This window comes from Bradyrhizobium sp. 2TAF36 (assembly GCF_052114925.1).
GTDB lineage: Bacteria > Pseudomonadota > Alphaproteobacteria > Rhizobiales > Xanthobacteraceae > Bradyrhizobium > Bradyrhizobium barranii.
Window position 1 is genome coordinate 41553 of the sequence record NZ_JBFRFR010000008.1, and the last position, 15237, is coordinate 56789.

The following is a 15237-nucleotide window of genomic DNA, read 5'->3' on the forward strand; positions in this document are numbered from 1 at the left end:
TGGAACCACTCGAATTTAACGGATTGGTTAAAGGCCTCTTGCCGCTTCCAGCACCTCGTCGGCGTGGCCGTCGACGCGGACATTGCGCCAGACCCTGGCTACCTTGCCGTCGGGGCCAAGCAGTATCGTGGTGCGAAGAACTCCGAGGAAGCTCTTGCCATACATGGATTTTTCGCCCCAGGCGCCGTACGCCTCCAGCATCTCGTGTTTCTCATCCGAGATGAGGGGCATGCCGAGGCTGTGCTTGTCGCGGAACTTCTCCTGGGCCCTTAACGGATCGGCGGAGATGCCGAGCAGGGCCGTGCCGGCAGCGCTGAAAGCGTCCGCCAGCCGCGTGAAATCGATCGCCTCCCGGGTGCAGCCGGGCGTGTCGGCGCGGGGGTAGAAGAACAGGACGAGCTTCCGACCGGCATAGTCGGCGAGCGAGACCACATCGCCGCCGTCGCGGGGCAGCCGGAAGGCGGGCGCCTTCTGGCCTTCGGTCAGGGCCGGCTTCGCCTTCGCGGGCGCGGAGGCCGATTTGGAGGAATTTAACTGTTTCGATGCGGCCTTATGTGATCCTGCTTTTGCTACGGTCCTGGTTGATTTGCTCGCCTGCGTCCGCTGTGTTTTTGCGGACTTTGTTTGAGTCGTTGCCCGCTTGGTCGGGGTCTTCTTTTTAGCCGTTGCGATGCCGGAGGGCGTTTTGGACGATTTCTTTCGGGATTTCTTGGACATACGCCTTCCTTTCGTCGCTTTCGGCGGGTCAACCAAAGCGGTATTGCAGCTCTCGTCCGGTGTGCCGGAATCGCCCTCGTCTGGGCAAGTCTGGCGACGCCGGGGTATGGTTACAAGGAATTCCACGCACCACCCCACTGCTCGTTGAACGCGCGCCCGGGGCGAAATGACGAACAGCAGGAACATTCGAGGTATGGCGGCAATGCCGGCGCGGGGAGCTTCGCTTCCCGCGGACGGCTGCGGTCCCGGCGGTGCTCAATCCTACGATGGGCGCCTGTATCGAGAGGCAATGGCAAGGAATACGTCGCCCCAGGATTACAATCGGGATTTCGATCGGCGCGGCGGTCAACAGCAGCCGCAGGAATGGGACGACGCCGACTGGGATCCGGATCAGGAAGCAGCGGCGGGCTATCGGGCGCGCCGGCTGTTGTCGCGTTCCAATTCAGGCTTCCATCGTTTCGGTGACGGGTTTGCGTCAATGCGCCGCTGGCTGGCGGCTGATCGCTGGCTGAAGCGGCTGGCCATCGTGGTCGGGGCCCTCGCCGTTATTTTCGTCGGCTGCTTCGGCGCGCTGTGGTGGCGGCTTGGTGCGGGTCCCATCAATCTCGACATCGCGACACCCTGGCTCGCTGCTGCCATCGAGGACAATATCGGCCACGGCAACACCGTGGAGGTCGGCGGCACCCAGATCGAGCGGGCCGGGCGGATCCGCATCGCCGTGCGCATCCGCGACATCGTCGTCCGCGACCACGACCACGCCATCGTCGCCACCGCGCCGAAGGCCGAGGTGAAGCTGTCGGGGGCAGGTCTCCTGATGGGGCACCTGCGCGCCGAGAGCCTCAATCTCGTGGACGCGGAGCTCGCGATCCGCATCGCGCCCGACGGCACCGTCACCGTGTCCGCCGGCGACACCGCAAAACCGCTGGCAACCGGCGTCGCATCCAAGAAGGAAGCGGGCCTGCCGCCGACATTCCCGCGCAACGGTGTCCCGCCGCCGCCATTCGCCACCGGACCTGCAAGCCCGGACGCATCGCAGGCCGCTCCCCAGGCCGCTGCCCCGAGCGGCATTCTTCAGGGCCTCGACTGGCTCGACAGTCTGAGTATGACCGGCCTCGACGGCCAGAACCTCAACGAGATCGGTCTGAAGAACGGCAATCTGATCGTCGACGATCAGCAGCGCGGCAGCAAATGGAGCTTTGAGAACATCACGCTCAGCCTGCGCCGGCCGAGCCATGGCGGCGTCGCGCTCAGTCTCGGCGAGGAGGGCGCGCGCCCGTGGTCGCTGCGCGCCACGATCGGCCCTGCCGAGAATGGTGTGCGTTCGGTCGACATCCGCGCCGATAAGCTTTCCACCGCCAACATCCTGCTGGCGCTCCGGGTGAAGGACTTCACCTACACCGCCGACCTGCCGCTGACCGGCGAGCTCAAGGGCGAGCTCAGCCGCGACGGCGTGCCGACCTTCTTCCGCGGCAAGATCGCGGTCGGTGCGGGCAACATCATCGACACCGACACGCCAGATTATCCGATGGCGATCGACTCGGCCGAGATCAACGTCGAGTGGGATTCGAACCGGCGGGTATTGGTCGCTCCGTTCAAGATTCTCTCGGGCGCGAACCGCCTGACGCTTCTGGCCCATCTCGAGCCGCCCAACGGCACCATCAACGACTGGCAGCTTGGCTTCAGCGGCGGCTCGATCCTGCTGGGCGGCATCGACAACGAGCCCCCGCTGGTCTTCAACCGCATCGCGATCGGCTTCCGCTTCGATACCGACCACAAGCGCATGCTGCTGACGCAAGCCGATATCAGCAATGGCGAGATCGGCGTCGCCGGCACCGGTGCCATCGACTATTCGGGCGAGCCGCGGTTGACGCTGGGCTTTGCGGGAACGCCGATGTCGGCCTCCGCGCTCAAGCGGATGTGGCCGACGCTCGTCGTTCCCGAGTTGCGCGAATGGGTGATCGAGCGGATCGAGCGCGGCACGCTCCAGCGCATCGAGATCGGCGTCAATTCGCCGACGAAGAACCTCCCGCGCAAGGGCCCGCCCATTCCCGACGATGGCCTGTCGGTCAACATCGTCGCGAGTGGCGTCGCGGTCCGCCCCGTGGATGGCATGCCGGTGGTGCACGATGCCGATTTGAAGGCGCGTGTGACCGGGCGCACCGCGACCGTGAATATCGGGCAGGGCATTGCCGATACGCCGGCGGGCCGCAAGGTCACGATCTCCGACTTCGTCTTCGAGGTGCCGGATATGGCGCCCAAGCCGTCGCCATCGCGGACCAGGTTCCGCGCCGACGGCCCCGTGGCGGCAGCCGCCGAAATCCTTTCCAATGATCGGCTCAGCGATCTGTCGGCGACGTTCGTCGATCCCAACACCAGCAAGGGAACGTTCTCGGCGAACATCCAGCTCGGCTTGCCGGTCAAGGGCGCGCTGACCAAGGGCGACACCAGCTACGCCGTCAGCGCCGACCTCAGCGGCTTTGCCGCCGACAAGCTGGTGATGAATCAGAAGCTGGAGGCCAACAACCTCAAGATATCAGCCAACAACCAGGGCTATCAGGTCAAGGGCGACGTCAAGATCAACGGGCAGGCGGCTTCGCTGGACTACCGCAAGCCGACCGAGGGCGACGCTGACGTCAAATTGCAGGCCACGCTCGACGATGCGAGCCGCGCGCGTCTCGGATTCGACCTCAGCCCTGCCGTGAGCGGATCGCTGCCGATCAAGCTGTCGGGCAAGATCGCCGGAGGTCCCGACCAGACGACGAAGCTCGGTGTCGAGGCGGACCTGACCTCGGTCAAGCTCGACAACATCCTGCCCGGCTGGGTCAAGCTGCCGGGCAAATCGGCCAAGGCCAGCTTCAAGGTGGTGCCGACGGCGCAATCAACGCGTCTGGAGGACATCGTCGTCGAAGGCGGCGGCGCCTCGATCAAGGGCTCGCTTGAAGTCGATCCGAACGGCGACCTCATGAACGCGAACTTCCCGACCTACGCTCCGTCCGACGGCGACAAGGCCTCGTTGAAGGTGGAGCGTGGCCAGGACGGGGTGGTGCGGGGCACGATGCGCGGGGATGTGTTCGACGGCCGCGGTTTCCTGAAGTCGGCGATCTCGGGCAATTCCAAGGACGACGCCAAGAACAAGATGAAGAACGTCGATTTCGACATCGACGTGAAGCTCGGTGCCGTCGCGGGCTTCAACGGCGAGGCGATGCGCAGCGTCGACGGCAAGATGTCGCGGCGCAACGGCACCGTCAAAGCCTTCACGCTGAACGGCAAGATCGGCCGCGACACGCCGGTGGCAGCCGATTTGCGCGGCGGCCGCGCCCAGGGCAATCGCGAGGTGATCTACCTCCAGACCAACGATGCCGGCGCGTTGCTGCGCTTCACCGACACCTACACCAAGGCGAGCGGCGGCCAGATGGTGGTGGCGATGGAGCCGCCGACGTCGGAGCCGAACACCATGCGCGAGGGCCTCATCAACGTCCGCGACTTCACGGTGAAGGGCGAGGCGCAGCTCGAACGCGTTGCCGCCGGCGCGCCCAACGGCACCGGGAACGGCGTCTCCTTCAGCGCGCTGCGCGCCGAGTTCACGCGCCAGAACGGCGCGCTGACGATCCGCGATGGCGTCGTCAAGGGCCCGATGATCGGCGCCACCATCGAGGGCTCGATCGACTATCCCGGCAACCAGGTCTGCATGAGCGGCACCTTCGTGCCGATGTACGGCTTGAACAACATGTTCGGACAGATTCCGGTGCTCGGGTTGTTCCTGGGCGGTGGCGACAAGGAAGGCCTGATCGGCGTGACCTACGAGGTCGTCGGTACGCCGGCCGCGCCGGTGATGCGCGTCAATCCGGTTTCGGCCATGGTGCCGGGTGTGTTCCGCAAGATCTTCGAATTCAACACCGGCAAGCAGAACACGCCGTTCGAGGAATTCCCGTCGCAGTCGAACGACGGCTCGACCGGATCGACGCGCCAGCTCTCGAGCGGCTGCACCCTCGCGCGGCGATAACCCACTAAAATTCGCAGGTGCTCGTCCCGGCTGCGCGGCCGAAGCCGCTTCGGCGCGACGAAGGCCTGGGCATCCACGTTCTTCGTGCAGAGCGGCTATAAAAACGTGGATGGCCGGGACAAGCCCGGCCATGACGCATGTGGAGGGATTGGCGTCGGGAAGCTTACGCCGCGCGCACGCCGGCCAGGAAGGTGCCGACTTCGCCGGAGAGCTGTTCGGCCTGCTTGGAGAGATTGCTGGCGGCCGCGAGCACCATGCCGGCGGCATTGCCGGTCTCGTTCGCCGCCGTGCTGACGCCGCCGATATTGGTGGTGACTTCCTTGGTCGCTTCAGCGGTCTGCGAGACGCTGCGGGCGATCTCGGCGGTGGCGGCACCTTGCTCCTCGATGGCCGCGCCGATCGAGGTGGCGATACGGCTGACTTCCTCGATGGTGGCGGTGATGCCGCCGATGGCGTCCACGGCCTCCTTGGTCGCACCCTGGATCTGGGCGATCTTGTCGCCGATCTCGCGGGTGGCTTCCGCGGTCTGGCTCGCCAGCGATTTCACCTCGGAGGCGACGACGGCAAAGCCGCGGCCGGCTTCACCGGCGCGCGCGGCCTCGATGGTGGCGTTGAGCGCGAGCAGATTGGTCTGTGCCGCGATGCTGGAGATCAGCTCGGCCACATGCTCGATCTGCTGGGCGCCGTCCGAGAGCGCGCGGACGATGGTGTCGGTGCGGCGCGCGCTGTCCACGGCGCGGCCGGTCACTTCGGCGGATTGCGCGACCTGGCGGCTGATCTCGGTGATGGAGGAGGAGAGCTCTTCGGCGGCAGCCGCGACCGTCTGGACGCGCTGGCTGGCTTCGGTGGCGGCCGAGCCGACCACGGCGGCGCGGCGGTTGGTGCCCTCGGCCGTGGACGACATCGACTTGGCGGTGGTCTCGAGCTCGCCGGAGCCCGAGGCCATCAGGCCGACGAGCTGGCCGACGGACGCATCGAAGCGGTCGGCGAGCGAGATCAGCGCGTCACGCTTCTCCTGCTCGCTGCGGCTCTTGGCGGCGACCTGTTCGGACTCCAGCGTGCGCGCCGTCAAAGCGGTCTGCCTGAGCATTTCGAGGGTCTCGGCCATGCGGCCGATCTCGTCACCGCGGCCGGTCTCCTCGACCGGCTTGTCGATGGCACCGTCGGCAATCTCCTGCATGCGGGTCTTCTGGCGATCGAGCGCGCCGAGCACATCGCGGGCGATCAGCCACGACAACGTCGCCATCAGCAGCATCAGGCCGAAGCCGACCGCGGCAAGCTCGAGCGTCAGCGCGCGCACATCGGCGTCGATGTCGTCGACATAGAGGCCATAGCTGATCGTCGCGTTCCAGGGAGCGAACTTGCGCGCGAACACGGTCTTGCGCACCGCTTCGGTCTGGCCGGGGCGGGGATAGAGATAGGAGGCCACGCCGCCGCCATTCTGTTCGCCGGCCTTGAGGATCGCGTCGGCAATGAGGACGCCGTTGGCGTCAATCGCGCCGGTGATCTTGCCTTCGAGCTGCTGGTTGGCGCCGTTGACGAGGAGGGACGTGTCGGCGTTGTAGACGACCGGATAGCCCTGGTTGCCGTTGAAGGTCATGCGCCGTCCGCGCATGTGGAACTGGGCCTTGGCCTCGGCCTGCGTCAGCTTGCCGGCGGTGACGTCGTCCTGGACCGACTGGGCGAGATTGTAGAGCATGTCGACCGCGGTCTTCATCTGCTGGACCCGGTCCTCCATCATGCGGCTCTTGCTGAGGAAGGCCGATACCGCGATGATGGCTGTGACTGTGAGAGCCGCAAGACAGACCATGCTGGTAAGCTTGGTGCGGATCTTCAGATGGCTCAGCAGCTTCATCGCAGCCTCTACGAAATGGTTGTTATTGCTCGCATCGGTAGCATGAAGTTCTTACCAATCATGAACATAGGCATGCGGCCGCCGGCCGCGCGCGTGACCGTTCGCAGCCTGATGCGCAACCGTGCAGGCAAAGCGACATGCGTCGGCGCACGTCAGCGCGTATGCTGGAGAAGATCGATCCTGGACTTCGGTGGTCATCGAGCCTGGCGGGAGCGGCAATGAACCGATTCGTTCACCGCATCATCATGTCCGCGCTGCTCGTCGCGGCCCTCGTCCTGATCTGGAACGTGCTGGGCTCGCGGTAGATGACACCGGCAAAGCTGCCGGTGTCATCCGTGACTTGCGCGTCAATTGCGCGCGTCAGCGTCGCGCAAATGCGCCGCCGGTCGAGGCGCGTTCGTTGCCCAGCGCCGCATCGACGCTGATCGGGCCACCGCCGGCCGCCGAGAGATAGAGGCAGGCGAAGCAGAACAGGATGGCAAGCGTGCCGTTGTTGAGCAGCGGCAGGAGCACCGGCGTCTCGCCCTTGAGCATATGCCCCATGAAGTAGGCGAAGGCCATTTCACCGGAGAGGATGAAAGCGGCGAGGCGGGTGAACAGGCCGAGGATCAACAGCGCGCCAAGCACCAGTTCAAGCGTGCCGGCCGCGCCGTAAAGCGACATCAGTTCGACTTTCGCGAACATCGGCAAAGGCGGAAACTTGAAAAGCTTGGCCACGCCGAATTGAAACAGCAGCAGGCCGGTGATGAAGCGGAACAGGCTCAGGAGAACCGGTTCAAAGCGAGTGAGATAGGGAAAGTTCATTGGTTTGTGCCCTCCATCCAATGGGCGACTTGGACCGTATTCAGTTCGGCCTCGCAAGCCACCCGGGGTCAATTCGGCGCTGACATTTTTGTCATGTGGACAAAATATCGCAGGTCGTCCCTTAACTCCGGTTGCGCCCGACGGTTTCGCACGCGGCGGAGCGTGTGTCGCCCGTAATTTCCCGGTGACGCGGAGGGATGCAGGTTACGTCGGGGAGACCTACTCCCGCAAGGCGGGGACAATCAGAAATGGAATCATTCCGAGGATCACGCTCGCAAGTGCGAAGACGAGCAGGAGATTGTAGCCGTGCGTGAAGTCGTGGATGAGGCCGCCGCTCCATGAGCCGAACGCCGAGCCCAATCCGCTGCCGATCGAGATGGTGCCGAAGATCGTGCCGACGCGCTTGCCGCGAAAAATCTTCATGGCGGTCGCTGTGATCAGCGGGCCGCGCGAGCCCATCATGCTGCCGAAGCAGACGACGAAGCCGGTGAGCAGGATGATGTTCGGATAATACTGCAAGAGCCAGAGCAGGACGATGCCGATGATCGAGATCGCGTAGCTGAGCAGCACCGAGGGCCGGCGCCCGATCAGCCCGTCGAGCGCGGATACGCCGAGCATGCCGAACACCAGCACCACGCCCGAAAAACCCCAGGCGGTCGCGGCCTGGAGCGGCGGAAAGCCGGCGTCGATGAGATAGGCCACGATCTGCGCGGCGATCGAATACATGCCGACCGCGGTGAAGAAGAAGGTCGAGAACAGCGCCCAGAAGGCGTGGTGGCGCATCGCGCTCGCAAGCGTCCAGCCGTTGTCGATGAAATCAGGATCGGTCTTCTTGCTGACACGCGGCGAGCCGAGCGCGAACATGCGCCAGGGCAGAAGCAGCAGCGGCACGAGCAAACCGAGCGCGGCGAAGCCGTAGACCTGATAGGCTTCACGCCAGCCGAGATGATCGATCAAAAGCTGCGAGGTCGGGAGCAGCGCCAGCACGCCGCCGCCCATCGCCGAATAGACCACCGCCATCGCGGTCGGCAGCCGTGGCCCGAACCAGCGGCCGAGCAGGATCGAGTTCGGCACAATGCCGATGAAGGCGACGCCAATGCCGACGCAGAGGCCGATCGAGAGCTGAAATTGCCAGAGCGCCTGCGCGTGCGCAGCGATCAGGAAGGCCGAGCCGAGCAGGAAAAGTCCGAGTGCGTAGACGATGCGCGGTCCGGAATGGTCGAACAGGCGCCCGACCAGTGGCGCGGTCAGCCCGCTGATCAACCACGTCAGTGAGTAGATCGAGACGACCTGCGCACGGTCCCAGCCGAAGTTTTCGGAGATCGGCTTGAGAAAGACAGTGAAGCTCTCGCTGAGGCCGCGGCCGAGGACGGCGAGCGTGAAGCACAGCGCGAGCACGACGAGTGCGGTGCGCACCGCATCTCGCTGCGTGCGTTCGTCTTGTTCCCTCGAAGCTTCCCTGGGCGTGTTCTGATCCATTGCCGGTCAGGGAGCGCGCTTCGGCGCGCCCTGACAAGCATCAAAAGCTCATACGCCTATGCAGGCCGGATCAGGACGTGCTTCTTCTTGCCGAAGGACAGCTTGATCACGCCCTCGGGCGTCAGATTGGCCGCAGACAGCGCCATCTTCTCGTCGCTGACGGACTCGTCGTTGACGCGCAGGCCGCCGCCCTTGATCTGGCGCCGTGCCTCGCCATTGGAGGCAACCAGGCCTGCCTTGACGAAGGCGTTGAGCACGCCGAGGCCGGCGTCCAGCTCGCCGCGCGGAATTTCCACCGTCGGCAGGCTTTCGGCCAGCGCGCCTTCCTCGAAGGTGCGGCGCGCGGTTTCAGCCGCTTGGTTTGCCGCGTCGCGGCCGTGCAAGAGCGCGGTCGCCTCGGTCGCAAGCACCTTCTTGGCCTCGTTGATCTCCGAGCCGCCGAGCGCCTCGAGCTTCCTGATCTCGCTCATCGGCAGCGTCGTGAACAGCTTCAGGAATTTGCCGACGTCGGCGTCCTCGGTGTTGCGCCAGTATTGCCAGAAATCATACGGCGAGAACTGGTCGGCGTTCAGCCAGACCGCGCCCTGCGCGGTCTTGCCCATCTTGGCGCCGGATGCGGTCGTCAGCAGCGGCGTCGTCAGCGCGAACAGCTGGTGGGTGCCCATGCGGCGGCCGAGATCGACGCCCATGATGATGTTGCCCCACTGGTCCGAGCCGCCCATCTGCAATTTGCAACCGGTGCGCTTGGCGAGCTCGACGAAGTCGTAGGCCTGGCAGACCATGTAGTTGAACTCGATGAAACTCATCTCCTGCTCGCGCTCGAGGCGCAGCCGCACGGAGTCCATGGTCAGCATGCGGTTGACCGAGAAATGCCGGCCGACGTCGCGCAGCATCTCGATCCAGTTGAGTTTTGTCAGCCACTCCGCATTGTCGAGCATGATTGCGTCGCTCTTGCCGTCGCCGTAGCGCAGCACCTTTGCGAACACGCCGCGGATCGACTCTTTGTTGGCCTCGATCTCGGCGACGGTGCGCATCGCGCGGGTCTCGTCCTTGCCGGAGGGATCGCCGACCATGGTGGTGCCGCCGCCCATCAGCGTAATCGGCTTGTTGCCGGACTGCTGGAGCCAGTGCAGCATCATCATGGTCAGGTAGTTGCCGATGTGCAGCGAGCGGGCGGTGCAATCGTAGCCGACATAGGTGGTCGCTTCGCCCTTGGCGGCGAGCGCGTCCAGCCCCTCGAAATCGGAGCACTGGTGGATGAAACCACGTTCCTGCAGGGTATTGAGGAAATCCGATTTAAATGCAGTCATCTGTCGGCGAGCCTGACAATTCTTGGTTTACTGTTTCGGGTGCAATTTAAGGGTCTCCCGTGGGAACTCGATTGCCACCCGCCACTTTGCCTGTGGCATTATAAGATGTGTCCCTCTGGCACAAGATCGGCATGCCGGAGGGGGCTCTTGAGGACGCTGATCCATGATGTTGACGGCACTCGGTTTGATGAGCGGCACCTCGCTGGACGGGGTGGACGTCGCGCTGATCGAAACCGACGGAAAGCAAGTGAAGGCGTTCGGGCCGTCCGGCTACCGGGCCTACAGCCCGGCGGAGCGCAATCTGCTGCGCCAGGCGCTGAGCGAGGCCGTGCACCTGCCGCGACGCGACGCCCGCCCGGGCGTTCTGGCCGAGGCCGAGCGCGCGGTGACGCTGGCCCATGCCGAGGCTGTGGCAGCCTTCATCGCCCAAAACCGGATGAAGCCGGAGGACATCGACATCGTCGGCTTCCACGGCCAGACGGTGCTGCATCGCCCCGAGAAGCGGCTGACGGTCCAGATCGGCGATGCGCCGGCGCTGGCCAGGGCGATCCATATCCCCGTGATGCACGACTTCCGCGCCGCCGACGTCGAGGCCGGCGGGCAGGGCGCGCCGTTCGTGCCGGTCTACCACCGGGCGCTCGTCCATTCGCTGGAGCGCGAAGGGCCGATCGTCGTCGTCAATATCGGCGGTGTCTCCAACATCACCTATATCGACGGCAACGACACGCTGATCGCCTGCGACACCGGACCGGGCAACGCGCTGCTTGACGATTTCATGTACCGCACCATGAACCAGGCCTTCGATGCGGAAGGAAAGTTCGCAGCGCTCGGCAAGGCGGACGAAGCCTGGATCGCGCGGGCGCTGGAACTGCCGTTCTTCGCGGCTCCGCCACCGAAATCGCTCGACCGCAACGACTTTGCCGCGCTGAAGCTTGGCGACGTCCCGCCGGCCGACGGCGCCGCGACCCTGACCGCCTTCACTTCGGCGGCGATCGCCCGGATCATCTCGCTCCTGCCGCGCCGGCCGCGGAGCTGGATCGTCTGCGGCGGCGGCGCCCGCAACCTCACCATGCTGCGTATGCTGCGGGAGCGGGTAGGGTCGGCCACCGTCGAGGCCGCCGAGACGCTCGGCTGGGCCTCCGACGCCATCGAGGCGCAGGCCTTCGGCTTCCTGGCCGCCCGCGGCCTCAAGGGCCTGCCGCTGTCCTACCCGGCCACCACCGGCGTGCCGATGCCGATGACGGGCGGCGTGATGGCGCGGCCCTGAGGTCCGGGCCTTAGGATCCAAGGACGGTTGATGCAAATGCATCGATCTTGACGTGTGAATGCAATTGCATCTATATTTGATGCAGTTGCATCAAACCGCCGGGATCATTGCCATGACCGCTTCACTGAAACTCATCAGCCACAAGCTCTGCCCCTATGTGCAGCGTGCCGTGATCGCGCTCAACGAGAAAGGCGTGCCGTTCGAACGGATCGACATCGATCTCGCCAACAAGCCCGACTGGTTTTTGAAACTCTCGCCGCTCGGCAAGGTGCCGGTCCTGGTGGTGACGACGGAGAAGGGCGAGGTCGCGTTGTTCGAGAGCAACGTGATCTGCGAATACATCGAGGAGACGCAGGCAGGCCTCAAGCTGCATCCGGCGGATCCATTGAAGCGCGCCGAACATCGCGCCTGGATGGAGTTCGGCTCGGCGATCCTCGGTGACCTCTGGGGTCTGGAGACCACGACCGATCCGGCGACGTTCGAAAGCAAGCGCCAGGCGGTTGCGGCGAAATTCGCGCGCGTGGAGGCAGCGCTCGGCGCAGGGCCTTACTTCGCAGGCGATGCGTTCAGCCTCGTGGACGCGGTCTTCGCCCCGATCTTCCGCTATTTCGACCTGTTCGACGAACTGACCGAGCACGGCATCTTCAGCGATCTGCCGAAGGTCCGCGCGTGGCGCGTGGAGCTTGCGAGACGTCCGAGCGTGCGCGCCGCGGTCGGCGCGGACTATCCGCAATTGCTGCGTGCCTTCCTGGTGCGCCACGACGCGCATCTGCTGAAGCTTGCGGCCTGAGCGCACGCCAATGTCGCAATCCATGGCCTGGCTGATGCTGGTGATCGCCGGTGCGCTCGATGTCGGCTGGGCGATCTCGATGAAATATGCGGAAGGCTACACGCGCGCAGGCTGGAGCATCGTCTCGCTCGTGCTGCTCGCCGCCTTCGTCTTCCTGCTCGGACGCGCTTTGCAGGTGCTGGAGGTCGGCGTCGCCTATTCGGTGTGGACCGGCATCGGCGCGGCCGGCACCTTCCTGCTGGGCGTCGTGCTGTTCGGCGAGACCTTGAGCGCGATGAAGCTTGCCGGCATCGCGCTCGTGCTGATGGGGATCGCCGCGCTCAAGCTGGCCTAGATCTCCGCGGCCATCTTCGCGAGCGTTGCGACGGTATTCATGTTGCGCGCGGTGCCGGTCTTGGCGGCGGGGATGACGAGCTTCGACGTCCCCATGCCGTCGCCATAGTGCACGTAAATCTCGCGGCGGCCGAGGCGGAGCTCTTCGCTGTTCCGGCCGCGGATGTTGGCAAGCGCGTCTTCAGGTGGCGCCCTGTCGAGGAAGATCGCGACGGTGCGATTGGGCGTAGCCTTTGGAAAAGGATTGTCGGCCGAGACTTGCGCCATCTCGGCGGCGCTACGCACGAGCACCCCGACCGGCGCGCCGGCGTAGGCGTGCAGGCGCTTTTCGAGGGCGGTCTTGATTGCAGCTTCCGACTTGCGGCTCGTGAAGACGACGTTGCCGCTCGCAATATAGGTGCGCACGGCGGCGAAGCCGAGCTCTTCGCACATGGCCTTGAGCTCGCTCATCGGCAGCTTGCCGGTGCCGCCGACATTGACGGCACGCAGCAAGGCGACGAAGGAGCCCATTTGAGGCCTTAGCGCACGTTGGCGAGGCGCATGTCGAGATAGGCCGTGATGGTTTCCATCAGCGGCTCGAGCTTGGCGTCGAAGAAGTGGTTGGCGCCGGGGATGACCTGTTGGTCGATCACGATGCCCTTCTGCGTCTTCAGCTTCTCGACCAGCGTGTTGACGTCCTTGGGCGGCACCACCGCATCCTTCTCGCCATGCACGATCAGCCCCGACGAGGGGCAGGGCGCCAGGAACGAGAAGTCGTAGAGGTTGGCGGGCGGCGCGATCGAGATGAAACCCTCAACCTCGGGACGGCGCATCAACAGCTGCATGCCGATCCAGGCACCGAACGAGAAGCCCGCGACCCAGCATGCGCGTGCTTCGGGATTGATGGTCTGCGCCCAGTCGAGGGCTGCGGCAGCATCCGACAGTTCGCCGGTGCCGTGGTCGAACGAGCCCTGGCTGCGGCCGACGCCGCGGAAGTTGAAGCGCAGCACCGAGAAGCCGCGATGCGCGAAGGCGTAGTAGCACTGGTACACGATCTGATGGTTCATCGTGCCGTGAAACTGCGGATGCGGATGCAGGATCATCGCGATCGGCGCGTTCTTCTGCTTGGCCGGGTGATAGCGGCCTTCGAGACGGCCAGCAGGGCCGGTGAAAATGACTTCAGGCATGATGATCTCTTGATTGATCCCTTGAAGACGCTCTTCAGCAATCAACCGATTGTGCGGACTTCATCGACTGCTGTGCCGATCAAACCGCGAATGGAAGAGTGGAGCGGCGCCCTCGGATGGTGCGCGAGCGGCGCGCGGTGAACTGACGCGGGCGTTCTAACATGAGGCGAGGGTCAAAAAGCAAGCATCTTGAACATCCCGCAATGGGCTCAAGATGTTAGCGCGTCATGGCGGCGTCATTGAACGGTGGGGATTCGGAATCGAGTTGCCAAGCGCTCCACGGGGGCCCATGTCGGGCTCCAGGACGGGCACACCAGCTTGATCCATGGAGTAACATAATACCTCATGCAGAGTCGTGTCTATCTCGACTGGAATGCGACCTCGCCGCTCCGCGCCGAAGTGCGGACCGCGATGCTTGCAGCCTGGGAGCTGATCGGCAATCCGTCCTCGGTTCATGCCGAGGGTCGCGAGGCTCGCCGGCTGGTCGAGGAAGCCCGCGCCACGCTCGCGGCAGCCGTCGGTGCATTGCCGAGGAACGTCGTCTTCACCTCAGCCGGAACCGAGGCCAATGCGTTGGCGCTGTCGCCCGGTCTGCGGGGGGCGTCCGGCGGCCCCGTCGAGCGCCTGTTGGTCTCGGCCGTCGAGCATGCCTCGGTGCTGTCGGGCGGCCGATTCCCACCGGAGAAGGTCAGCCAGATCCCGGTCACACGCGCCGGCGTGATCGACCTCGACCGTCTGCAGGCTTTGCTCGGTGACGGCCCACCGGCGCTGGTCTCCATCATGGCTGCGAACAACGAGACCGGCGCAATTCAGCCGATCGCAGAGGCTGCTGGTATCGTCCACGAGGCGGGGGGGCTCCTGCACGTCGATGCGATCCAGGCGCTGGGGAAAATCCCGTTCGATATCAAGACTGTGGACGCAGACCTTGCGACCTTTTCCGCGCACAAGATCGGCGGCCCCAAGGGCGTCGGCGCGCTGGTCCTGGCGGAGGGGATCGCCGGACTGGAACCCGTGCTGCGGGGCGGCGGGCAGGAGCTGAGCCGGCGCGCGGGAACCGAGAATGTCGCCGGCATCGCCGGCTTCGGGGCGGCGGTGAGAGCGGCCCTTCAGGCTCTGCCGGAGGATGCGGAGCGGATGGCAACCCTCAGAGATTCCTTGGAAAATGGTATCCGCGGGATTGCCGGGGCGATGGTCTTCGCGGATGACATCAAGCGGTTGCCAAATACCACCCTTTTCACTGCCCCCGGCCTGAAGGCCGAAACCGCCGTGATCGGCTTCGATCTCGAAGGCGTGGCTGTGTCCTCGGGCTCGGCCTGTTCATCAGGCAAGGTGCAGCCGTCTCACGTGCTGTCGGCGATGGGGTATGATGCCACCCTTGCCCAGGGAGCGGTGCGTCTCAGTCTGGGCTGGTCCACGGAACCAGATGACATCAACAGGACGTTAGAGGCTTGGCGAAAGCTTGGTAATACCCTACTTAGAGCCTAAGCGACGAAACACGGCTTGAACGGTTCTA

General features: G+C 64.8%; 13 protein-coding genes. 6 read left to right on the forward strand and 7 right to left on the reverse strand.

The annotated features are described in order from the left end of the window. Positions 1–27: 27 nt before the first annotated feature. Complete coding sequence (locus AB4Z51_RS05785) at positions 28–717, reverse strand: peroxiredoxin (RefSeq protein ID WP_135213498.1); 690 nt, start codon at positions 715–717, stop codon at positions 28–30. 202 nt (positions 718–919) lie between these two features. On the opposite strand from AB4Z51_RS05785, the gene AB4Z51_RS05790 reads away from it, so the two are divergent. Further along, positions 920–4720, forward strand: coding sequence for a YhdP family protein (locus AB4Z51_RS05790; RefSeq protein WP_441497169.1), 3801 nt, complete (start codon positions 920–922; stop codon positions 4718–4720). 163 nt (positions 4721–4883) lie between these two features. On the opposite strand, the gene AB4Z51_RS05795 is transcribed toward AB4Z51_RS05790, so the two are convergent. After that, positions 4884–6575, reverse strand: coding sequence for a methyl-accepting chemotaxis protein (locus tag AB4Z51_RS05795; RefSeq protein WP_085401071.1), 1692 nt, complete (start codon positions 6573–6575; stop codon positions 4884–4886). A 161-nt stretch (positions 6576–6736) separates the two neighbouring features. Here AB4Z51_RS05795 and AB4Z51_RS05800 point away from each other — a divergent pair, with 161 nt between their 5' ends. Continuing rightward, positions 6737–6880 carry a hypothetical protein gene (locus AB4Z51_RS05800; RefSeq protein ID WP_166096413.1) on the forward strand — a complete coding sequence of 48 codons (144 nt, stop codon included), beginning with the start codon at positions 6737–6739 and terminating at the stop codon, positions 6878–6880. Positions 6881–6935: 55 nt separating this feature from the next. Here AB4Z51_RS05800 and AB4Z51_RS05805 read toward each other — a convergent pair whose 3' ends face one another. From AB4Z51_RS05805 to tyrS, 3 genes are all read right to left on the reverse strand, one after another. Further along, on the reverse strand, positions 6936–7379 hold the full coding sequence (locus tag AB4Z51_RS05805; protein ID WP_135213500.1) for a DoxX family protein: 444 nt from the start codon (positions 7377–7379) through the stop codon (positions 6936–6938). Positions 7380–7598: 219 nt separating this feature from the next. Then, positions 7599–8858 (reverse strand): MFS transporter, encoded by a 1260-nt coding sequence (locus tag AB4Z51_RS05810; protein ID WP_071914326.1) that lies wholly within the window; start codon positions 8856–8858, stop codon positions 7599–7601. A gap of 56 nt (positions 8859–8914) precedes the next feature. Continuing rightward, entirely contained in the window at positions 8915–10168 is a 1254-nt protein-coding gene (gene tyrS, locus AB4Z51_RS05815) for a tyrosine--tRNA ligase (RefSeq protein ID WP_135213502.1), read from the reverse strand. Positions 10169–10331: 163 nt separating this feature from the next. Between tyrS and AB4Z51_RS05820 the strand changes: the two genes are divergently transcribed. The 3 genes from AB4Z51_RS05820 (at position 10332) to AB4Z51_RS05830 (ending at position 12559) form a co-directional block, all read left to right on the forward strand. Continuing rightward, positions 10332–11435, forward strand: coding sequence for an anhydro-N-acetylmuramic acid kinase (locus AB4Z51_RS05820; protein WP_441497157.1), 1104 nt, complete (start codon positions 10332–10334; stop codon positions 11433–11435). A 112-nt stretch (positions 11436–11547) separates the two neighbouring features. Continuing rightward, positions 11548–12225 (forward strand): glutathione S-transferase family protein, encoded by a 678-nt coding sequence (locus AB4Z51_RS05825; protein ID WP_135213504.1) that lies wholly within the window; start codon positions 11548–11550, stop codon positions 12223–12225. A gap of 10 nt (positions 12226–12235) precedes the next feature. Beyond that, the gene (locus AB4Z51_RS05830; protein WP_135213505.1) at positions 12236–12559 is read left to right on the forward strand and encodes a DMT family transporter; all 324 of its coding nucleotides are present in this window, start codon (positions 12236–12238) and stop codon (positions 12557–12559) included. Here the strand turns inward: AB4Z51_RS05830 and AB4Z51_RS05835 are convergent. Together AB4Z51_RS05835 and AB4Z51_RS05840 are read right to left on the reverse strand one after the other, a co-directional pair. Next, complete coding sequence (locus AB4Z51_RS05835; RefSeq protein WP_135213506.1) at positions 12556–13068, reverse strand: DUF1697 domain-containing protein; 513 nt, start codon at positions 13066–13068, stop codon at positions 12556–12558. The genes AB4Z51_RS05830 and AB4Z51_RS05835 overlap by 4 nt on opposite strands. 8 nt (positions 13069–13076) lie before the next feature. Beyond that, positions 13077–13724 carry an alpha/beta hydrolase gene (locus AB4Z51_RS05840; RefSeq protein WP_014495555.1) on the reverse strand — a complete coding sequence of 216 codons (648 nt, stop codon included), beginning with the start codon at positions 13722–13724 and terminating at the stop codon, positions 13077–13079. A 345-nt stretch (positions 13725–14069) separates the two neighbouring features. On the opposite strand from AB4Z51_RS05840, the gene AB4Z51_RS05845 reads away from it, so the two are divergent. Beyond that, a complete protein-coding gene (locus AB4Z51_RS05845; RefSeq protein WP_135213507.1) occupies positions 14070–15209 on the forward strand; it encodes a cysteine desulfurase family protein in 1140 nt (379 codons plus the stop codon). The last annotated feature ends 28 nt before the right edge of the window (positions 15210–15237 follow it).